This window comes from Telluria sp. LT2P34 (assembly GCF_059685915.1).
Genome location: NZ_JCASIN010000001.1, coordinates 691,822 through 712,561, shown reverse-complemented (window position 1 = coordinate 712,561; position 20,740 = coordinate 691,822). Strand labels below are relative to the sequence as shown.

18 protein-coding genes are annotated in these 20,740 nt (G+C 66.8%); 8 read left to right on the top strand and 10 right to left on the bottom strand.

Features of this window, described 5'->3' with window-relative positions; all coding sequences use genetic code 11:
• Positions 1-42 precede the first annotated feature (42 nt).
• From AC56KZ_RS03155 to AC56KZ_RS03135, 5 genes are read right to left on the bottom strand one after another with little or no spacing between them, the layout of a single operon-like run.
• Positions 43-687 carry an ABC transporter ATP-binding protein gene (locus AC56KZ_RS03155; RefSeq protein WP_497160670.1) on the bottom strand — a complete coding sequence of 215 codons (645 nt, stop codon included), beginning with the start codon at positions 685-687 and terminating at the stop codon, positions 43-45.
• Between the two features lie 26 nt (positions 688-713).
• Complete coding sequence (gene phnE / locus AC56KZ_RS03150; RefSeq protein WP_497160669.1) at positions 714-1,529, bottom strand: phosphonate ABC transporter, permease protein PhnE; 816 nt, start codon at positions 1,527-1,529, stop codon at positions 714-716.
• A complete protein-coding gene (locus AC56KZ_RS03145) occupies positions 1,526-2,353 on the bottom strand; it encodes a PhnE/PtxC family ABC transporter permease (RefSeq protein WP_497160668.1) in 828 nt (275 codons plus the stop codon). Before AC56KZ_RS03145 ends, phnE begins: the two co-directional genes overlap by 4 nt.
• Before the next feature lie 14 nt (positions 2,354-2,367).
• Positions 2,368-3,180 (bottom strand): phosphonate ABC transporter ATP-binding protein, encoded by an 813-nt coding sequence (locus AC56KZ_RS03140; protein ID WP_497160667.1) that lies wholly within the window; start codon positions 3,178-3,180, stop codon positions 2,368-2,370.
• Positions 3,181-3,193: 13 nt separating this feature from the next.
• Positions 3,194-4,072: a putative selenate ABC transporter substrate-binding protein gene (locus AC56KZ_RS03135; protein ID WP_497160666.1), complete on the bottom strand. Its 879-nt coding sequence runs from the start codon at positions 4,070-4,072 to the stop codon at positions 3,194-3,196.
• A 142-nt stretch (positions 4,073-4,214) separates the two neighbouring features.
• Here AC56KZ_RS03135 and egtD point away from each other — a divergent pair, with 142 nt between their 5' ends.
• The 4 genes from egtD (at position 4,215) to AC56KZ_RS03115 (ending at position 7,710) form a co-directional block, all read left to right on the top strand.
• The gene (egtD, locus tag AC56KZ_RS03130; RefSeq protein WP_497160665.1) at positions 4,215-5,243 is read left to right on the top strand and encodes an L-histidine N(alpha)-methyltransferase; all 1,029 of its coding nucleotides are present in this window, start codon (positions 4,215-4,217) and stop codon (positions 5,241-5,243) included.
• Between the two features lie 11 nt (positions 5,244-5,254).
• Complete coding sequence (gene egtB, locus AC56KZ_RS03125) at positions 5,255-6,493, top strand: ergothioneine biosynthesis protein EgtB (RefSeq protein ID WP_497160664.1); 1,239 nt, start codon at positions 5,255-5,257, stop codon at positions 6,491-6,493.
• The gene (locus AC56KZ_RS03120) at positions 6,493-7,458 is read left to right on the top strand and encodes a YihY/virulence factor BrkB family protein (protein WP_497161206.1); all 966 of its coding nucleotides are present in this window, start codon (positions 6,493-6,495) and stop codon (positions 7,456-7,458) included. Before egtB ends, AC56KZ_RS03120 begins: the two co-directional genes overlap by 1 nt.
• A 111-nt stretch (positions 7,459-7,569) precedes the next feature.
• Complete coding sequence (locus AC56KZ_RS03115; protein WP_497160663.1) at positions 7,570-7,710, top strand: hypothetical protein; 141 nt, start codon at positions 7,570-7,572, stop codon at positions 7,708-7,710.
• Positions 7,711-7,714: 4 nt separating this feature from the next.
• Here AC56KZ_RS03115 and AC56KZ_RS03110 read toward each other — a convergent pair whose 3' ends face one another.
• The 5 genes from AC56KZ_RS03110 to AC56KZ_RS03090 form a co-directional block, all read right to left on the bottom strand.
• Positions 7,715-8,866, bottom strand: a complete 1,152-nt coding sequence (locus AC56KZ_RS03110; RefSeq protein ID WP_497160662.1) for a GGDEF domain-containing protein — start codon at positions 8,864-8,866, stop codon at positions 7,715-7,717.
• A gap of 172 nt (positions 8,867-9,038) precedes the next feature.
• Positions 9,039-10,094, bottom strand: a complete 1,056-nt coding sequence (selD, locus tag AC56KZ_RS03105; RefSeq protein WP_497160661.1) for a selenide, water dikinase SelD — start codon at positions 10,092-10,094, stop codon at positions 9,039-9,041.
• Between the two features lie 14 nt (positions 10,095-10,108).
• Positions 10,109-11,107 (bottom strand): selenoneine biosynthesis selenosugar synthase SenB, encoded by a 999-nt coding sequence (gene senB, locus AC56KZ_RS03100; protein WP_497160660.1) that lies wholly within the window; start codon positions 11,105-11,107, stop codon positions 10,109-10,111.
• Between the two features lie 90 nt (positions 11,108-11,197).
• Positions 11,198-12,649: a DEAD/DEAH box helicase gene (locus AC56KZ_RS03095; protein ID WP_497160659.1), complete on the bottom strand. Its 1,452-nt coding sequence runs from the start codon at positions 12,647-12,649 to the stop codon at positions 11,198-11,200.
• A 406-nt stretch (positions 12,650-13,055) separates the two neighbouring features.
• Positions 13,056-14,390, bottom strand: coding sequence for a transglycosylase SLT domain-containing protein (locus AC56KZ_RS03090; protein ID WP_497160658.1), 1,335 nt, complete (start codon positions 14,388-14,390; stop codon positions 13,056-13,058).
• Positions 14,391-14,832: 442 nt separating this feature from the next.
• On the opposite strand from AC56KZ_RS03090, the gene AC56KZ_RS03085 reads away from it, so the two are divergent.
• From AC56KZ_RS03085 to AC56KZ_RS03070, 4 genes are read left to right on the top strand one after another with little or no spacing between them, the layout of a single operon-like run.
• Complete coding sequence (locus AC56KZ_RS03085; protein WP_497160657.1) at positions 14,833-15,399, top strand: DUF1415 domain-containing protein; 567 nt, start codon at positions 14,833-14,835, stop codon at positions 15,397-15,399.
• Positions 15,380-15,589, top strand: coding sequence for a DUF1289 domain-containing protein (locus AC56KZ_RS03080; RefSeq protein ID WP_497160656.1), 210 nt, complete (start codon positions 15,380-15,382; stop codon positions 15,587-15,589). Before AC56KZ_RS03085 ends, AC56KZ_RS03080 begins: the two co-directional genes overlap by 20 nt.
• Positions 15,590-15,595: 6 nt before the next feature.
• Positions 15,596-18,445 carry a bifunctional diguanylate cyclase/phosphodiesterase gene (locus AC56KZ_RS03075; RefSeq protein ID WP_497160655.1) on the top strand — a complete coding sequence of 950 codons (2,850 nt, stop codon included), beginning with the start codon at positions 15,596-15,598 and terminating at the stop codon, positions 18,443-18,445.
• On the top strand, positions 18,420-20,738 hold the full coding sequence (locus AC56KZ_RS03070) for a xanthine dehydrogenase family protein molybdopterin-binding subunit (protein WP_497160654.1): 2,319 nt from the start codon (positions 18,420-18,422) through the stop codon (positions 20,736-20,738). The genes AC56KZ_RS03075 and AC56KZ_RS03070 overlap by 26 nt, the downstream gene beginning before the upstream one ends.
• The last annotated feature ends 2 nt before the right edge of the window (positions 20,739-20,740 follow it).

The following is a 20,740-nucleotide window of genomic DNA, read 5'->3' as shown; positions in this document are numbered from 1 at the left end:
GAACGTAACATGCATGTTTCTTCGCGGAACATACGTGCATCTTCACGCCGGCTGCAATCCCTCTCGCGTCAATAACAGGATGTCGTCGGCCATCGCCGCCGCCGCATGCGAGTGGGTGACCATGATGGCGCCGGCCCCGGTGGCGCGAATTTCCGCGCGCAGCAGGCGCAGGATGCCGCCGGCGGTTTCCGGATCGAGGTTGCCGGTCGGTTCGTCCGCCAGCAGCAGGGCCGGCTGGTGCACGAGGGCGCGCGCGATCGCCACGCGCTGCAGTTCGCCGCCCGACAGCTGGCGCGGGAAGTCGGCGCCGCGCCCGCCCAGGCCGACCGCCGCCAGCATCGCGTCGGCCCGCTCCGTGCCTGAGCGGTTCAACAGCAGCGGCAGCGCCACGTTCTGGTGCAGGGTCAGGTGCGGCAGTACGTGGAAGGCCTGGAAGATGAAGCCCATGCGCGTGCGGCGCAAGCCGGTGGCGGCATCGTCGTCGAGCGCCGACATCGCTTTGCCGTTGACCAGCACCTCGCCGCTGTCGGCCGTGTCGAGTCCCGCGATGAGGTTCAGCAGGGTCGATTTGCCCACGCCCGATTCCCCCATGATGGCGACGAAGCGCCCTGGCGCGAAGCGGTGCGACAGGTTTGACAGCACGGCGCGTCCGCCATAGGTTTTGGTCAGGCCGGAGAGTTCGAGCATAGTGGGCGCTGTAGTTTATTGAAGGGTTAGCGTGTAAGGGCGCGCCGCAGCGCAAAACTGGCCGCATCGACCAGGGCGACCAGCAGCAGCATCGCCAGCACCACGGTGGCCGCGCTCTGCATCTGGAACAGCGACAAATGGTATTTCAGCATCTGCCCGAGGCCGCCGGCGCCGACCACGCCCAGCACGGCGGCGGCGCGGATGTTGTTCTCCCAGCGGTACAGCGTGTAGGACAGCATCTGCGGCAGGGTCTGCGGCAGTGTGGCATAGAAAAAGGCGGCCAGCGGCGGCGCGCCATTGTTGCGCAGGGCGGCCTCGGGCTGCGGCTCGGCGTTCTCCAGGGCGTCGGCGAACAGCCGGCCGAGCACGCCGGAGGTGTGGGCCGCCAGCGCCAGTGTGCCGGCGAAGGGGCCGAGGCCGGCGGCGACCAGGAGCAGCGCGGCCCACACCAGTTCCGGGATCGAGCGCAGCACGTTGAGCAGCAGGCGCACCGCTGCACGCGCCGGCGCGCCCCAGCGCCCCGACGCCGGCAGCGCCAGCAGCAGGCCGGCGGCCACCGCCAGCAAGGTGCCCAGCCCCGACATCGACAGCGTTTCCAGCGCCGCCATCAGGGTCTTGTCGAGAAAAGCCGGGGCCAGCTCGGGCGGGGCGAAGCCGGACAGGAATTCGAGCGTCGTGCCGAGCGCCTCGGGCGTGAAAAAGCCGCTCAGGTCCAGGCGCAGGGTGGCGAAGCTGGCGGCCACCAGCGCCGCCAGGCCGGCCAGCAGCAGCGGCGTGCTCCAGGAGCGCGCGGGAGGCGTGGGGAGGGCGGGGAGGTCGGGAGGTGTCGGGCGCGTCGTCATGCGAGCCTGCGGCGCAAGAGTTTCGATACCAGGTCGGCGCCCGCCACCAGCAGCACGAACATGATCAGCATGGTCGCCACTTCGCCGCCGGCCATCATCTTGGTCGATTCGTCCATCCGCTGGCCCAGGCCGCCTGCGCCCACGAAACCCATCACGGCCGAACCGCGGATCGCGCATTCCCAGCGGTACACCGTGTACGACACCAGCTCGGCGGCGGCGTCCGGCAGCGCGCCGTAGAGCAGGGCGGCCAGGCGCGGGCTGCCGCCGGCAAGCAGGGCGTCGGTGGCGTGGGCGTCGCCCGATTCGAGGATTTCGGCATACACCTTGGCCAGCATGCCGGAATAGGTGAGGGCGATCGCCAGCACCCCGGCGGTCGGTCCGAGGCCCACCACGCGCACAAACAGCAGCGCCCAGACCAGTTCCGGCACGCTTCTCAGCAGCACCAGCACCCAGCGCACCAGCTGGCGCAGCAGCGCGGCCGGTGCGCGCATGCGCCCGGTGCCCAGGCGCGAGATCGACAGGCGTTCGCTCACCAGGAGCGTGGCGGGAATCGCGCCGAGCAGGGCTAGCGCCAGGCCGGCGGTGGCGATCGCGACCGTGACCCAGGTGTCGCGCAAGACCATCAGCAGGAATTCGGCGGAATGCGCGGGGCGCAGGAAGTCCGACAGGAAGCCCCCCGCAGCCTTCAGGCTTTGCGGGTCGAACAGCAGCCAGGGTTTGAATTCGCTGAACACCAGCATCGGCCAGAGCAGCAGCAGGCAGGCAGCGCAGGCGAGCAGGCGGCCGCGCCAGGCCGGGTCGGGATGCAGGCTTTTCGCGGACATCGTTGAAAGCAGGCTTAGAAGCAGGCGCCGACGGCGAGCCGTTCGGGCGGCTCGTGCGGCGGGTGCAGCGGCGGCAGCGCCGTTTCGTTTTCGTAGAGCGCGGCGATCATGGCGTCGGTCACGCGCGCGCGCGGCAGGTCGAACACGATGCGCCCGTCGCGCAGGCCGACCAGCCGGTCGAAATGGGCGCGCGCCATTTCCACCTGGTGCAGGCTGCAGACCAGGGTGGCGTTGCGCGCGGCCGCTTCGGCCTGCAGGGTGGCCAGGGTCAGGCGCGCCAGCGCCGGGTCGAGCGCGGATATCGGCTCGTCGACCAGGAAGGCGTCGCTTGAAGAGAGCAGCAGGCGCGCCAGCGAACAGCGCTGGCGCTCGCCGCCCGAGAGGCGGTCGACGCGCGCGTACAGCTTGTCGCCCAGGCCGAAGCGCGCCAGGGCGGCATGGGCGGCTTCCGGGTCGGCCGGGCGAAACAGCGACACCAGCGCCTGCCACAGGGTCCAGTGCGGCAGGCGCGCGGCCAGCACCGCGGTCACCACGCGCTGGCGCGGCGGCAGCGGCGGCGTCTGCGGCGCCAGGAACAGGCGCGCGCGCAGGCGGTGGCGCGCCGCTTGCGACAGCGCCCATGGATCTTCGCCGAAGACCGTGAAGGCGCCCGCCGCAGGCCGGTGCGCGCAGGCCAGGGTGGCGAGCAGGGTGGTCTTGCCGGCGCCGGAAGGGCCGATCAGCGCAAGCTGCTCGCCCTGTTCGACGCGCAGCGCGAGTTCGTGGAGGACAGGCGCGGCGCCACCGGTGAAATGGCGCACGCTGACGTTATCCAGCCTGAAGCTCATGGCGATGCCTTTTTTACTTCAGCAGACCCGCGCCGCGTGCGGCCGCCTCGATCTGGCTGTAGTTGGCGGCGCTGGTCGGAATGAACTTCGTGGCGCGTTGCAGGTCGAGGATTTCCTTGCCCTCTGGGGTCGATGCATCCAGCGCCAGGAAGGCGTCGCGGATCTTCTTTTGCAGCGCCGGGCTCATCTTGCTGTGCACCGACCAGTTGTAGTCGGCATAGCCCGGCGTGGTGTAGAACACGCGCGTGACTTTCGGGTCGGCCTTGCCGGCTTCGACCAGTTTTTCCCAGACCGAGATGTTCAGCGCGCCGGCATCGACCTTGCCGCCGGCCACTGCCGCGACGGTCGCATCATGTGCGCCGGAAAAGGCGATGCGCTTGAGGTCGGTGTCAGGGTTGATCTTCGCGGCCAGCAGGTAGGAGCGCGGCATCAGGTGGCCCGAGGTCGAGGATTCCGAACCGAAAGAGAGCGTCTTGCCGCGCAGGTCGGCCAGGCTGTTGATCGTTGGCGAGGTGGTGATGAAGACCGAGCGGAACTTTTCATCTTCGGCGCGCTGCACCAGTGGAATCACCTGGCCCTTGCTGCGTACCTTGGCCTGCACGAAGGTAAAGCCGCCGAACCAGACCATGTCGAGCTTGTTGTTGACCAGTCCCTCGACCGAGGCCGCGTAATCGGTGACCGGGGTGAACTCGACCTTCAGTCCCGTGGCCTTGGCCAGGTAGTCGCCCAGCGGCTTGAACTTGCGCTGCAGCTCGGTCGGGGCCTCGTCCGGAATGGCGGACACGCGCAGCACGCCCGGCGTGTTCTGCGCGGCGGCCGTCGACATGGCAAGCGACAGCGCAAGGGCGGCGCTGGCGCCGAGCAGTATTTTTCTACGGGACATTGGCAACATATTGGCGATCATCTTCATGACAGGGGGAAAGGGCGGCGGCACGCTTGGACGGCTGGCAGGCGCGGGGAAATCGGGGTTTCCGCTATCATAGCAAAAACAGCAACATCCCGGTCCTGGGCGCATCTGCGCTCCGGCGGCACGAATGATAAACCTTATGCTGACGTCATGCACAATCGAGAGGCGCTCTGCAGCATGGGGTGCCGAAGCCGGCATTCCGGATGCGCCTGCGCACCCCGCTCCGGTCCAGGCCGCGACCGCCAATCCCGCAGGGCTGGCCGACTCACTTTGCGCGCAGCAAGCCTGGATTTCGCCCAAATACCTGTACGACGCACTTGGTTCGACGCTGTTCGAGGCCATCTGCGCACTGCCGGAATATTATCCGACACGCACCGAAGCGGCGCTGTTCGAGCGCTTCGGCGCCGAGATCGCGCATGCCTGCGGCGTCGGCATGACCCTGATCGACCTGGGCGCCGGCAATTGCGCCAAAGCCGCATCCCTGTTTCCACGCTTGCGTCCGGCCAGGTATGTCGCCGTTGACATCTCGGCCGACTTCGTCACCGACGCCCTGGTGCGCTTGCGCGCGCGCTTTCCCGACATCGCGATGGAGGCGCTCGGTCTCGATTTCTCGAACGGCCTGGCGCTGCCGGGCTCGGTTCCGCATGAGGGCCGCCTGTTCTTTTATCCCGGCTCTTCGCTCGGCAATTTCACGCCGGCCGAGGCCCGCGCTTTTCTGTCGAACCTGCGCGAGCAAAGCAACGCGGACGGGGCCTTGCTCATCGGTATCGACCTGGTCAAGGACAAGGCCACGCTCGACGCCGCCTACGACGACGCGCTCGGCGTCACCGCCGCCTTCAACCTGAACATCCTGCGGCATGTGAACAGCCTGCTCGGCGCCGACTTCGACGTGCGCGCCTGGCGCCACGTCGCGTTTTTCAACGAGGCCATGGGCCGCATCGAAATGCACCTGGAAGCGCGCAGCGCGCAAGCCGTGCGCTGGCCGGGCGGCGGCCGCGACTTCGCCGCCGGCGAGCGCATACACACCGAAAACAGCTATAAATATCGCCAGGCCGACGCCATCGCCCTGCTCGAGGAAGCGGGCTTCCAGACCAGCGCCATCTGGGTCGATCCGCACTGTCCCTTCGCCGTCATCCACGCGCAGGCGATCAGCTGACAGGGCGCACCATGGAGGCACAGGCTCAAGCAAAAACCTGGCTGCAACAGTTTTCCGAGGTCCGCGCACGCTCGCTGCAGCTGGCCGCGCCGCTGTCGCCCGAGGACTGCGGCGCCCAGTCGATGCCGGACGCCAGCCCGGTCAAGTGGCACCTGGCGCACACGACCTGGTTCTTCGAGACCTTCGTGCTGGAGCCGCGCGAGGCGGGATTCGCCCCGTTTCATCACGCCTTCCGGGTCCTGTTCAATTCCTATTACAACGGCGTCGGCGCGAAACACCCGCGCGCCAGCCGTGGACTGCTGACGCGTCCCTCGCTCGACGAGGTGCGCGCTTACCGGTCCGACGTCGACCGCCGCGTCATGGCCTTGCTTGCGGGGCAGGCGGGCAATGCCGAGCTGGCAGCGCTGATTGAACTGGGCCTGCAGCATGAACAACAACACCAGGAATTGATGCTCACCGATGTAAAACACTTGCTGGCGCAAAATCCCTTGCTGCCGGCCTATGCAAGCGACCCGCTCACGGCCCCGGCCAGCGCGCCCGCGCTCGGCTTCCTGCCTTTCGAGGGCGGCCTGGCCGAGATCGGCCACATGGACCGCGGCTTTTGCTTCGACAACGAGTTGCCGCGCCACCGCGCCTATGTGGCGCCGTTTGCGCTGGCCTCGCGCCTGGTGACGAACGGAGAATACCGCGACTTCATCGACGCCGGCGGCTACCGCGATCCGGCGCTGTGGCTGGCCGAGGGCTGGGACCTGGTCGCAGCGGGCGAACTGGCCGCGCCGCTGTACTGGCGCCAGGGCGATGACGGGCAATGGCATGAATTCACGCTGCACGGCGAGCTGCCGCTCGACCCCGGCCGCCCCGTGACGCACGTGTCGCTGTACGAGGCCGATGCCTACGCACGCTGGCGCGGGGCTCGGATTCCCACCGAGGCCGAATGGGAATTCGCCGCGCGCCATGCCAGCATCGAAGCGGGGCAGCTGCATCCGGCCGCGGCCAGCGCCGATGGCGAAGCCTTGTCGCAAATGTTCGGCGCCTGCTGGCAATGGACCAGCAGCAGCTACTCGCCTTATCCCGGCTACGCTCCGGCGCCGGGTGCGATCGGCGAATACAACGGCAAATTCATGGTCAACCAGTATGTGCTGCGCGGGGCCTCCTGCGCCACGCCTGCCGGCCACGCACGCGCCAGTTACCGCAATTTCTTCCCCGCCGGCGCGCGCTGGCAATTCAGCGGAATCAGGTTGGCGCAATGATGGGTCAGCTCAAGCTATCCCGCCTGCGCTTGCGCCGCCTGCGCAAACGGCGCCTGCGCGTGCGCATCCTGAACCGGCGCGCCAACGCCTACATCCTGCAGCATCCGCTGGCCTTCACGATCAGCGTGCTCAAGGGCTTCCGGGCCAACCAGGGCATGCTGCTGGCCGGCGCCGTCGCCTACTATGCACTGCTGTCGATCGTGCCCTTCCTGATGCTGGTGGTCGTCGCCCTGTCGCACTTCATGAACGAGGCCGAGTTGCTCGTCACGCTGCGCCGCTACCTGGAATTGCTGATGCCGGGGCAGTCGGCCTCGATCGTGACGGAAGTGGCCAACTTCCTCGACAACCGCGAGCTCATCACCTGGGTGCTGGGGGGGACCATGCTGTTCTTCAGCTCCTTCGCATTCACGGTCCTGGAAAACGCGATGAGCGTGATCTTCGTGCACCGGGTCGCAATCCGGCGCCGCCACTTCCTGGTGTCGGCCTTATTGCCATATTGCTACATGCTGGCGCTGGGGGTGGGCGTGATGCTGGTGACGATCGTGGCCGGCACCTTGCAGGTGATGGGCACGGAAAGCGTCGAATTGCTGGGCACCACCTGGTCGCTCGGCGGCGTGTCGGGCGCCTTGCTCTACCTGCTGGGGCTGGCCGGCGAGATCCTGGTACTGACCTCGATCTACCTGGTGATGCCGGTCGGCCGCCTGTCGACCTCGCATGCGCTGGTCGGCGGCATCACCGCCGCGCTGCTGTGGGAAGCGGCGCGCCACATCCTGGTCTGGTATTTCTCGACCCTGTCCCAGGTGAACATCGTGTATGGCTCGATGACGACCGCGATCGTGGTCATGTTCAGCCTGGAGATTGGCGCCACGTTGCTGCTGTTCGGCGCCCAGGTCATTGCCGAGTATGAGCGCGTGGGGAAGGGCAAGCCGGAGAAGCATTTGCCGATGACGACTGCGTCGGTTTAAGTCTCCCGTCCCGCTTCTTGCGCTAACGCAACTTCGCCGCCAAAACCGATGGCACAGTTAGTTCTTGCGCCGGCACAACGCTGGGCAGTTAACGTGAGAACGGGAGGTGTCATGGAGACAGGCGTGTTCGGGTTGCCCTTGCCGGTGATAGTGGCTTTTATCTTCTTGCTGTGCGGGCTGGCGCTGGTGGCGCGCCAGCTGCACCGGCTGTGCAAGCCCGCCGTCGTGCGCCGCCAGCCAAGGCCTTACTGAGGTTTTACAGCACGACGCTGCAATTGCGTCCCGCCGACTTCGCCGCATACAGGGCGCGGTCGGCGCGTTCGATGGCCTGGTCGATCGGCTCGCCTTCCTCATACCTTGCCAGTCCCGCTGAAAAGCGCACGCGCACGTCCGGCAAGGCCTTGCTTGCAGGCAGGGCGGCCAGGGACTCGCGCAAGCGCGCTACCCCGATGGCCGGCTCGCCCGGCGGGGTTTCCTGCAAGAGCACCAGGAATTCCTCGCCGCCCCAGCGGCCGATGACGTCGGTGGTGCGCAAGACCACCTGGGCCTGGGCCGCGAAGGAGCGCAGCACGGCGTCGCCGGCGGCGTGGCCGTAGGTGTCGTTGATCTGCTTGAAGTGGTCGAGGTCGATGATGCACACGTAGAAGCGCGGTCCGCCCCGGGCATGGCGCGTCGCGTGTTCCTGCAGCAGCGTCATCATGCGGCGCCGGTTCGGCAGCCCGGTCAACTCGTCGCGCGCGGCCATTTCCTTGATGTGTCCCAGCGCCTGCTCGAGCGCGATCTTCTGGGTCTTGAGGCGGGTGCGCATCGACATCAACTGGCTCGACAGCTGGGAGATGGCCAGCATCACCACTGCGGTCAAGGCAAAGTTGAACAGTTCGCGCTGCGGCTGGTAGTACTCGGGCTGGTACAGCGTGCACCAGTACATGGTCGCGCCGACGATCACGACGGTGTAGGCGCTGACGATGCGCACGGCCGCCGCCCGCAGGCTGAACATGCCGAATACCATCACCAGGGCCAGCATGATGACGGTGGCGCCATGTACGGGGCCGGTCATGGCATAAGCGCAGGCAATCAGGGTCTGCGCCATGATCGCCTGCGGCATGGCCAGCGTCGGATCGGAAAAACGGCGGTTGTGGCCGCTGCGAATCGTGATATAGAAGCCGCCGATGAACACAAAAAACGAGCAGGACAGGACGCTTACCTGGCGCACGTCGGCCACGCCGATGGCGGCGGCATAGATCAGCAGCACCACGACGGTGGCGCTGACCAGCGCGGCCAGGCCCAGCAGTGTCAGGATCAGTCGCTGGTGGCTGTCGCGGCCGAGGAGCAGTTCGCTCAGCCGGGTTGGCAGGTCGGGACGTGGAACGGCATGGGCAGCCGCCTGGGGGGCTTGTAGCGTATGCATTGTCTCAGGATCATCTGTTGTGTATGGAAGCCGGTCTGCGCCAGCATCCGGTCATTATACAACCGACAATTCTCAAAAAAACAAGTTGTTGCCACAAGGACTCATAAAAAAGCGATTCCATGCAGGGCGCATGAAATCGCATCGATCCGTGGTTTCTATGCGTCGCCCCAGGTCAGGCCTGAACCACGACGCGCGCCGCACCCGCCGCCATGCGACCAATCACGGCCGCCTCTCCGAAGCCGCCGCGGCTGAACAATGCCAGTACTTCGTCGGCGCTGGCGGCATCGACCGACACCAGCAGGCCGCCCGAGGTTTGCGGGTCGGTCAGCAGCGCTTGCTGGGCCGGCGTCACGCCCTCGGCCAGCACCACATCGCTGCCGTAAGCATCCCAATTGCGCCCGGAGGCACCGGTGACATAGCCGTCCTGGGCCAGCTGCAGCACGCCCGGCAGCAGGGGGATCGATGCCATGTCGAGTTCGGCGGTGAGGCCGGCGCCGCGCGCCAGTTCCAGCAGGTGGCCGAGCAGGCCAAAGCCGGTGACGTCGGTCAGCGCATGCACCGCATCCATTTCGGCCAATGCCTTGCCCGGTTTGTTGAGCTTGGTGGTGTTGGCGATCATGGCGGCGTAGCCGTCCGGACCGAGCACATCCTTCTTCAGCGCGGCCGACAGCACGCCCACGCCCAGCGGTTTGCCGAGGATCAGGACGTCGCCGGCCTTGGCGTCCGCGTTGCGCTTGACCTTGCTCGGATGGACCAGGCCCAGCACGACCAGGCCGTAGATCGGCTCGACCGAATCGATCGTGTGGCCGCCGGCGATCGGGATGCCGGCTTCGGCGCAGATCGATTCGCCGCCGCGGATGATGTCGCCGATGGTCTCGAGCGGCAGCTTGTTGATCGGCATGCCGACCAGGGCCAGGGCCATGATCGGGGTGCCACCCATGGCGTAGACGTCGGAAATGGCATTGGTCGCGGCAATCCGGCCGAAGTCGAAGGCATCGTCGACGATCGGCATGAAGAAGTCGGTGGTGGCGATCAGCGCCTGCTCGTCGTTGAGCTTGTAGACGGCGGCATCGTCGGCGGTCTCGATGCCGACCATCAGTTGCGGCGGCACGGGGAAGCCGGTCGAGTTCTTCAGGATTTCGGCCAGCACGCCGGGTGCGATCTTGCAGCCGCAGCCACCGCCGTGCGAGAAGGAAGTGAGCTTGATCGACGAATCAGGGGCGTTCATGTTTGGTTTCACATTCATAGTGTAGGTGTGCCGGGCGGCATGCGCAGCAGATTATCCACCAAGTCGAGGAGTGCCGCTTGCTCGGCAGCCGGCGCGAACAGGGGAGCGCGCGCCGCGCACTGGCGCGCCAGCTGCCCATGGAAAGCGGCGTCGCCGGCGCAGCGGTCGATCAGTCGCGCCAGGGCTGCCACGTCGCCAGGCGGGAAGTAGCCGGCGTAATCCTGCCCGAGCATGCCGCGGTTGCCGTCGATGTTCGAGGCCAGCACCGGCACGCCGCAGGTAACGGCTTCGATGATGACGTTGGCGCCGCCTTCCATGGTGGAGGCGATCACCATCGCGTGGCAGCCGGCCAGCAGGGCGCGGGTTGCGGCGTGCGGCAGGGCGCCCAGCCATTCGTAGCGGCTGTTCTCGGCGGCGGTGGCGCGCGCCGCCTCCTCCAGCACCGGATCGAGCGCGCCGCCGACGTGCAGCAGGCGCACGCGCGGCGCAAGCACCTGCGCAGCGGCGCGCATGAAGGTCAAGGGGTCTTTTTCGGGGCGCAGGTGGCCGATCATGCAGATGTCGAAGTGCTGCGGATCGCGGCTGCCCGCGGCCAGGTCCAGCACCGGCGCCGACTGGTGGATGACGCGCGCCTTGGCGCGCAGGGGCGCGCCCAGGCGCGCCAGTCCCGCCTCCTGCAGCACCACCAGGGCTTGAGCGCGCTCGAGCGAGGCGCGCGCTTCGCTCGAGGTGTCGATGTCGCGGTACAGGTCGGTGCCGGTCAGGACCAGGATCGTCGGGCGCGCGGGAAAGGCGTCCGTGAACGCGGCCAGCGAGGCGCTCGACCTGCGCGCATGCAGGGCGATCAGCAGGTCGGGCGCGTCCGTGGCGCCATCGTCCGCCGGCCACTGCCCGCACACCTCGACCGCATGGCGGCTGCCCAGGAACTGCGCCCAGCGGCTGGCGGTTTGCCAGTTGCCGTTGTTGTCGCGCGCGCTGGCCGGGCTGACGATGGTGATGCGGGGGAGTGTCATGCGGTGATGGATGTGTCGGTTGACGACGATTATACGGGCGAAAAAAAACGGCTGCCGAGGCAGCCGTCCTTGTACTTTTTACGTCAGCGATCAGTTGTCGCCGAAGCTGCGGCGTGCGGTGTCGGCCGAGCGCGGGTTGCTGCCGCGGTAACCGCCGCTGCCGGCTTCGCGGCGTGGCGCTGCAGGACCGGTGCGGAAACCTTCGCGTGGCGCTGCGTCGCGGCTGTAGCCACCTTCGCGCGGCGCCGCTGCAGGTTTGCTGAAGCTGCGCTGGCCCGGCTTGGCGGCGGCGCTGCGGCCGTCGCCCGGCTTCCAGCCGCCTGGACGGGCGCCGCTGCGTGCCGGCGAAGCCGAACGCTTCGGCTCGAAACCGACCACCACATCGACCGGGATCAACTGCTTGGTGAAACGCTCGATGCGCTTGACGTTCATGCCTTCAGCATGGTTCACCAGCGAAATGGCGAGACCATTGCGGCCGGCACGGCCGGTACGGCCGATACGGTGCACGTAGTCCTCAGGGAACTTCGGCAGGTCGTAGTTCACCACGTGAGTGATGGTCGGCACGTCGATGCCGCGGGCGGCGACGTCGGTGGCGACCAGCACGCGCACCTGGCCACGGCGCATGCTGTCGAGCGTGCGGTTACGCGCGCCCTGGTGCATGTCGCCGTGCAGCGCGGCGGCTGCGAAGCCGGCGATGTTCAGGCGGTCGGCGATGGTGTCGGCGTCACGCTTGGTGGCGGTGAACACCACTGCCTGGTCCATCGTTTCGTCGCGCAGCAGGTGGTCGAGCAGGCGATTCTTGTGCGACAGGTCGTCCACGAAGTGCACGCGCTGCACGATGTTCTCGTGACGCTGGGTGCCGCTGGCGATCTGGATCGTCATCGGGTTCTTCGTGATGCGGCGCGCCATGTTGCCGACGACGCCGTCGAGCGTGGCCGAGAACAGCATGGTCTGGCGGCTGGCCGGCGTTGCTGCGACGATCTTCTCGATGTCTTCGATGAAACCCATGTCCAGCATGCGGTCGGCTTCGTCCAGGACCAGGATTTCCAGTTCCGAGAAGTCGATCTTGCCCGAGTCCATATGGTCGATCAGGCGGCCTGGCGTCGCCACCAGGATTTCAGGATTCTTCGACAGCAGTTGCATCTGCTTCGGATAAGGCATGCCGCCCAGGATCGAGACGGCGCGGATGCGGCGCATGTGGCTGCCGTATTTTTCGGTTGCGCTGGTCACTTGCAGGGCCAGTTCGCGGGTCGGGGTCAACACCAGCATTTTCGGCTTGGCGGCGCTGAAGCGCACGCGCTCGCCGCGTGCACCGGCGGACTGCGCAGGGGCGGCAACCGGCTCGGCGCTGACCAGCTTGTGGAGGGCAGGCAGCATGAAGGCCGCGGTCTTGCCGGAACCGGTTTGCGACGAGACCAGCAGGTCGCGTCCTTCGATAGCGGCTGGAACGGCTTGTTCCTGGACCGGGGTCGGGACGGTGTAACCGGCTTCGTTGACTGCTTTGACGATCGTGGCGTGGAGGCCTAGTGCTTCAAAACTCATTGTGTGCTTTTCTTTCGATGGTGATCGGCGCTCGAACGCATGAACGTCAACGAGCGCGAAATAGCAACGCGAACCAACAGAACGAAATGACTCAAAACTGAAAGAAATTTCGGCACAAAAGCTTTGCGCCGGGACGGTGTCAAAAGGTCGACACACAGGGCGGGAGGGCTTATGGAGGGCTGCCGGAAACGGCAGGCCTGGGCTGCGATGCTGCTTGTTTTACTACCTGTGTGCTTGCTGCGGGAGCGACCTGGAGCCGTTTATTGCAGCGCACAAACGACACTATACCCTAGTTTGAACATGCTTGCACGCGGCCGTCGATTTGCGGCGAGGCCGGGTACACAGGGGATAGCGCTGGGGGAAAAACGATACCACCGGCCCCGCAAGGGGACCGGCGGCCGGGGAATCAACGGTGCTTGCGGCGGCTGTTGGTGGCGCGCGATACACGCGACTTCGAAGACGAAGCCACGGCCTTGGTCTTGAAGCGCTGGGTGCGGGCGCCGCCACGTTTTTCGCCGCGGTCCGCTTCGAGCGCCATCACCGCGCTGTCGACGATGTTCTCGGCGATGTCGGAATGGATCGACGCCGAGGTGCGCGGCACCAGGATGGTCGAGCCGGCCTTCAGGCGGGTCTGCGCCGGAATGTTATTGGCCTGGCGGATGATTTCCGGCGTGGTGCCGAACTTCGAGGCCAGCGAGGCGATGCTTTCCTTGGCGCCCGTGATCTTGTGGGTAGTCCAGGTAGACAGTGTCTTGCCCCAGGATGCCAGGTTGACGTGGAATTTTTCGGCGTTCTTTTGCGGCAGCAGGATCTTGGTTTTTTCGTCGCCGGTGATGACCGGGCGGTTGAACTGCGGGTTCAGCGCCTTGAACTCGTCGACCGACATTTCGGCCAGCTGGGCGGCGATGGCCAGGTCGATGTCGCTGGTCTTGTCGACCGTCGTGAAGTAAGGCTGGTTGTCGATCACCGGCAGCACGACGTTGTACTGGCCTGGATTGCCGACGATGTTTTTCACGGCCTGCAGTTTCGGCACGTAGTTGCGCGTCTCGGCCGGCATCAGGTCGGCCAGGCTTTCGAAATCAGTCGGCTTGCCGAGCGCCTGGTTTTTCTTGATCGCCTTCTGGACATTGCCTTCGCCCCAGTTATAGGCGGCCAGGGCCAGCTGCCAGTCGCCGAACATGGTGTACAGGCGCTGCAGGTAAGTAAGAGCAGCGTCGGTCGAGGCCAGCACGCCGCGGCGCTCGTCCTTGAACATGTTCTGCTTCAGGTTGTAGTCCTTGCCCGTGCCAGGCACGAACTGCCAGAGGCCGGCTGCGCTGGCGGTTGAGAGCGCCTGCGGGTTGAAGGCCGATTCGATCACCGGCAGCAGCGCCAGTTCGGTCGGCATGCCGCGCTTTTCGAGTTCCTGCACCACGTGGAACAGGTAGGGCGAGGCACGGCCCGAAATGCGCGCCATGTAGTCGGGCTTGAGACTGTAGGACTTGGTATGACGTTCGACCAGGACGTTGCTGATGTCGGGAATGGCGTAGCCGCTGCGGATACGGCCCCAGACGTCGGTTTCCTTGTAGTCGTCGACTTTCAAGGACACGGTGCCGGCATTGACGGCGGCACGGGCAGCGGCGGCGCCTTGCAGCGCGCCGCCTGGCGCGGTGTCGATGGCGTGGGCAAGCGGGGCCGAGAGCAGCAATGCCAGCGCGGCAAGGATCGGAGCAGAGCGAGAGGTAGAACGGCTGATGGTCATGTCGTACTTGTCCTTCCAGTGTTGCGTCCAGGAACTACGGGACTGGTGAGCAAGGCGAGTGTAAGGAGACCCTGTAGAGGCAGTCAAGCAATAATCCCAAGCGGTTACAAATTTTCTTGTCTATCCTTTTTGCTAATAAATAATTATTTTGCCAACACGCTGTTGGGGTATGGGGAGCGGAGCGCCGTCGTTCCATAGGGAGAAGTGTACCTATAAAAGAGCATACCCTCCCGGAGTATGCGACGCATTCCACCAAATACACCTTCTTTGAGGCAATATTTTAAGCTGTCGATAAACTTGTCAGGTCATCAATAAAACAGGCTGTGCCATGTATGCCGACCCGCTTTTAACTTACCCGCGATGCATCGATGACCTATGAGGCCACGCAAACCTTGCGTACAATCCGGCTTGGTAATAAGCGGTCCCCTATCGAAAGCAGCCCATGAACTCCAACCCCAATGCCGACGACGATGCGATTGTCGCCGCCACCCGCCGCTGGCTCGAAAAGGCCGTGATCGGCCTGAACCTGTGTCCGTTCGCCAAGGCCGTGTATGTAAAAGAGCAGGTGCGCTATGTGGTGTCGCCGGCGCGCACGCCCGAGGCGCTGCTCGAGCAGCTGATGGACGAGCTGCAACGCCTGTCCGACACGCCGGCCGACAAGATCGACACGACGCTCCTGATCCACCCCTTCGTGCTGGACGACTTCCTCGACTATAACGAATTTCTCGACGTGGCCGACGCCGCGGTGGAAGACATGCATCTCGACGGCGAGCTGCAGGTGGCGAGTTTTCATCCGGACTACCAGTTCGCCGACACCGACAAGAACGATATCTCGAACTTCACCAACCGCGCACCCTATCCGATCCTGCAATTGCTGCGCGAAGACAGCATCGAGCGCGCGGTCGAGGCTTTCCCGGAAGCCGAGGAAATCTTCGAGAAGAACATCGAAACCATGGAACAGCTGGGCCATGAAGGCTGGGACAAGCTCGATGTCGGACCAGCCCGATAATTCCGCGGCGCTGCCGCCGCGAGCGGACACGCCCTGTGTCGCCGTCTGCTCGACCACCTTCGACGATGTCTGCCGTGGCTGCGGGCGCACCGTCGCCGAAGTCGCGCACTGGGTTTCGATGGCGCCGGAGCAGAAGGAAATCGTCTGGCGGCGCATCCTGGCGCAGGGCTACCCCCGCAGGAATACATGAGCGGCCATGGGCTGGCCTGAGGTCCACGGCTTCCTGCGCGGCTTGACGTCGCGACTGACCCGGTTCTACGGCCGGTCGACGCGGTCCATTTATGGCGCCATGCTGTTCGTCGTCGTCGGCGGGCTGGTGATCCCGGTGCTGGTGGCCGGCTACGTCCTGCTGGTGGTGCAGGAGCGCGAGGCCACCGTCGCCGAACTCGACGAAACGCTGCAGCGCAACGCCGACATCCTCGCGCGCGGCATGCGCGAGTCGCTGTGGGACATGAATACCGAGGCCGCGCGTTCGCTCGTCGGGGCCGTCATGCGCGACCCGTCGGTCGTGCGCGTTCGGGTCGTTGGCGCACAGGAGACTGGCCTGATCGACGAGCGCGCAGCCGCGCGACCGCTCGGCAGGGTGGTGCAGGCCACGCGCGAAGTCAGGGTCGAGGGCGAACGCATCGGACAGGTACGGATCGAGATGGACGACCTGCTGCGGGTGCAGGCCCTGAACCGCAAGCAGCGCAATTACGCGCTGGTGCTGGCGGTGCAGGTGCTGGTCTCGCTGGCCCTGATCCTGGCCTTCCTGCGGCGCCGCCTGCGCGTTCCCCTGCGCACGCTCACCGGCTTTTCCGACCGCCTCTCGCGCGGCGATTTCGACGCCCCGCTGGTGCTCGAGGCCCCCGGCGAACTGGGCCGGCTCGGGACCCAGATGGAGCGCATGCGCGTGGCGATCCGCGACCTGTTCGTCGACGTCGCGCGGCGCGAGGAGCAGTTCCGCACCATCGTCACCCAGGTGCCGGGCGCCGTGTTCCGGGCGCGCCCGGGCGGCGGTATCGATTTCGTCAGCGAGGCCATCGAGGGCATATCCGGCATGCCGGCCGCGCAGCTCATGCGCGGCACGACCGAGGACTGGTCGAACCTGGTCGTGCCCGAGGACCGCCGCCTGCAGCGCCAGGTGACGCGCGAGGCGATCCAGTCCGGCAGCAGCTACGAAGTCGAATACCGCATCGTCGGCCCCGGCGGCGCCGAACGCTGGGTGCAGGAGAGCGGCCAGCCGCAGCGGGTGCCTGGCGAGGAGGGCTTCTGGGTCGATGGCATCATTTCCGACATCAGCGAACGCAAGCACAACGAAATGCGGATTGCCGCGCTGCTGGCCGAGCAGGGCGCCGACATCGCCGTACGCAAGGCGACCGAGGAAAAGCTGCGCCTGTCGAGCACCGTGCTCGAGCACATCGCCGACGGCGTGATGGTGGTCGACGCCCATGGCATCATCGTCACGGTCAATCCGGCCTTTACCCATATCACCGGCTGGGCCGCCGACGAAGTCATCGGCTGCCCCTGGAGCGTCACGCGCAGCACCCGCCACGACCAGGAGCTGTTCTGGACCATGTGGCGCCAGCTCAACGAGACCGGCTTCTGGCGCGGCGAACTGCGCAGCACGCGCAAGGACGGCGAGACCTGGCTCGAATGGCTGACCGTCTCCACCGTGCGCAACGACGCCGGCCAGGTCGCCCATTACGTCGGCGTCTTCAGCGACATCACGCGCCTGAAACAATCGCAGGAAAAGCTCGACTACCTGGCCCACCACGACCCGCTCACCAGCCTGCCGAATCGCCTGCTGTTCCAGGACCGCCTGCTGCATGCGATCGGGCGCGCCACCCGCGAAAACCAGCAACTGGCGGTCGTGTTCATCGACCTCGACCGCTTCAAGAACGTCAACGACACCCTCGGCCACCACGTCGGCGACGAGCTGCTGAAACTGGTCGCGGGGCTGCTGGGGGCCCGCCTGCGCGAGGGCGACACCCTGGCGCGCCTGGGCGGCGACGAATTCGTCGTGCTGCTCGAGAACGTCGGCGGCAGTTCCGGCGCGCGCCAGGTGGCCGACAAGCTGATGGGCATGTTCGAGCAGCCCTTCGTGGTGGCCAGCCACGAGCTCTACGTCACCGGCAGCCTCGGCATCAGCATGTTCCCGGAAGACGGGGTCGACGCCAACCTGCTGGTGAGGAATGCCGACGTCGCGATGTACCAGGCCAAGTCGCGCGGGCGCAACGGTTACCAGTTCTACGCGCGCCAGATGGATGGCGAAGGCATCGAACGCCTGCGCATGGAGGCGCTGCTGCGGCGCGCCATCGAGCGCCAGGAGATTTTCCTGCACTACCAGCCCCAGGTCGACATCGAAAGCGCGCGCCTGATCGGCGTCGAGGCGCTGGTGCGCTGGACCAACCCGGAACTGGGCTCGGTCAGCCCGGTGCGCTTCATCCCGATGGCCGAGGAGACCGGCTTCATCAACCAGATCGGCGAATGGGTGCTGCTGGAAGCCTGCCGCCAGATGGGACGCTGGGACGAGGCCGGCCTGGCCGTGCCGAAGATGGCGGTGAACCTGTCGGTGCGCCAGGTCGAGCGCGGGACGATGGCGCCGCAGGTGGCGCAGGTGCTGGCCGAAACCGGGCTGGCGCCGCGCCGCCTGCAGCTCGAGGTAACCGAGTCGGTCATCATGAACACGGGCGACGCGCTCGCTTTTGTCCACGAGCTGCACGCGATGGGCGTGGGGCTGGCGATCGACGACTTCGGCACCGGCTACTCGTCGCTGGCCTACCTGAAGCAGCTGCCGGTGGACGTGCTCAAGATCGACCGCAGCTTCATCAAGGACATCGCGCTCGACTCGAACGACGAAGCGATTGCGATCGCCATCATCCAGCTGGGCAAGAGCATGAACCTGTCGGTGATCGCCGAAGGGGTCGAAACCGAAGAACAGGCGGCTTTCCTGCTGCGCCACGGCTGCACGCGCGCGCAGGGTTACCTGTACGGCCGGCCGGTGGCGCCGGAGGAACTGCTGCGCACATGGGGACAGGATGCGAGACACGACAGCCCCGCTTGATGCCCTCCCGCGCTCGCGCAAGCGGCGCCGCTTCCTGCTCGGCGGCCTGCTCGCGGGCGGCGCGCTGATCGTCGGCTGGGGTATGCGACCCTTGCGCCAGCGCCTGCACACGGGCCTGCCCCTGATGGTGGGCGAGGGCGTGATCGCCCTCAACGGCTGGGTGGCGATCGCGCCCGACGGCACGGTATCGGTGGTGGTGCCGCGCAGCGAAATGGGGCAGGGCGTGCACACCGCGCTGCCGATGCTGGTGGCCGAGGAACTCGACGCGCCGCTGGCCAGCGTGGCCATCATGGGCGCGCCGATCGACAAGATCTTCGGCAACCTCGCCGTGGTGCGCGATAACCTGCCCTTCCACCCGGACGAGCGCGGCAACGTGAAGGACGGCACCCAGTGGGTCATGGGGAAGATCGGGCGCGAACTGGGCATCATGTTCACCGGCGGCTCGACCAGCGTGAAGGATGCCTGGGAACCGATGCGCGAAGCCGGCGCCGTGGCGCGCGCGATGCTGGTGAAGGCGGCCGCAGAAGGGTGGAAGTCGCCCGTGGCGGATTGCCGCACCGAGGACGGTTTCGTGATCCACCGCGACGGCCGGCGCGCTTCCTACGGCAGCCTGGCCGCGCGCGCGGCGACAGTCGGCGCCGGGATCGGCGTCGCAATTGACGTGAATGAGGTGCGCCTGAAAGAACCACGCGAGTTTCGCCTGATCGGCAAACCCGTGGCGCGCCGCGACACCCCCGCCAAGGTCGACGGCAGCGCCTTGTTCGGCATTGACGCCCGCCCGCCCGGCCTGCTGTACGCGGCCGTCAGGATGTCGCCCGTGATCGGCGGCACGGTGGCGTATGTGGATGCCGCCGCGGCGAAAGCGATGCCCGGGGTGACCGGCGTGGTCGACTTTTCGTCCTCGCTGGGGCCGTATTCCGGCGCCGGCGCCGGTCTCGCGGTGGTGGCGCGCAGCTGGTGGCAGGCCAAAAGCGCCGCCGCCGCGCTGCTGGTGCGCTGGCACGAGCAGGAGGGCGCCGGCCTGTCGAGCGAGGCGATCTTCGCCGGCTTTGCCGCGGCGCTCGACAAGGAGGACGGCCGCACCTATTTCGAATCCGGCAGCCAGGACGCCCCCGGCGCCGCAACAACCATCAGCGCCGAGTACCGCGCGCCTTTCCTTGCGCACGCGGCGCTCGAGCCGATCAATTGCACGGCCCAGGTCGCGGACGGAAAAGTGCGGCTGTGGGTCTCGACCCAGGTGCCGAGCATCGCCGTCGAAGTCGCGGCCAGGGTGGCCGGCGTGGCGCGCGAGGATGTCGCTATCGAGGTCACGCTGCTCGGGGGCGGCTTCGGGCGCCGCCTGGAAAGCGACATGGTGGCGCAGGCGGTGGCGGTGGCCCTGCGCACCGGCGGCAAACCGGTGCAGCTGATCTGGACGCGCGAGGACGATACCCGGCACGATGTCTACCGGCCGGCCGCGCTGGCGCGCCTGCGGGCCAGCCTGGACGCCCGCGGGCGCCTCCTGGCCTGGGACAACAAGTCGGCCAGCGGCGCCATCGGCCACCAGTACTTCCCGCGCAACCTGGGCCTGCCCGGCATGGGGCCCGACAAGACCACGGCCGAAGGCGCCTACGACATGCAGTACGAGATCCCCAACCAGCGCATCGCCCACGTGACGGTCGACAGCGCGGTGCCGCTCGGCTACTGGCGCTCGGTAGGCCATTCGCACAATGCCTTTTTCAAGGAAGCCTTCCTCGACGAAGTCGCGCACGCGGCCGGCCAGGGCGGGGTGGTTTACCGGCGCGCGCTGCTGGCGCGCCATCCGCGCCACCTGGCGGTGCTCGATGCCGCCGTCGAGGCGGCGCAAGCGGCAGGCGCCGTGCCGGAGGGCCGCGCCCATGGCGTGGCGCTGCACCAGTCCTTCGGCAGCATCGTCGCCCAGGTGGCGCAAGTGTCGGTCGAGGGCGGGGAGATCCGCGTGCACCGGGTCTGGTGCGCGATCGACTGCGGCATCGTGGTCAACCCGAACATCGTCGCCCAGCAGATGGAGTCGTCGGTGGTGTTCGCCCTGTCGGCGGCGCTGGCCGGCGAGATCACCGTCAAGGACGGCCGGGTGCAGCAGTCGAACTTCGGCGACTATCCGCTGCTGCGGATCGACCGCGCGCCGCTGGTCGAGACCATCATCCTCGCCAGCGCCGAGCCGCCCGAGGGCGTGGGCGAACCGGGCGTGCCGCCGCTGGCCCCGGCCGTGGCCGCCGCCGTGTTTGCCTTGACCGGGCAAAGATTACGCAGTTTGCCGCTACGGCTGGCTTGATT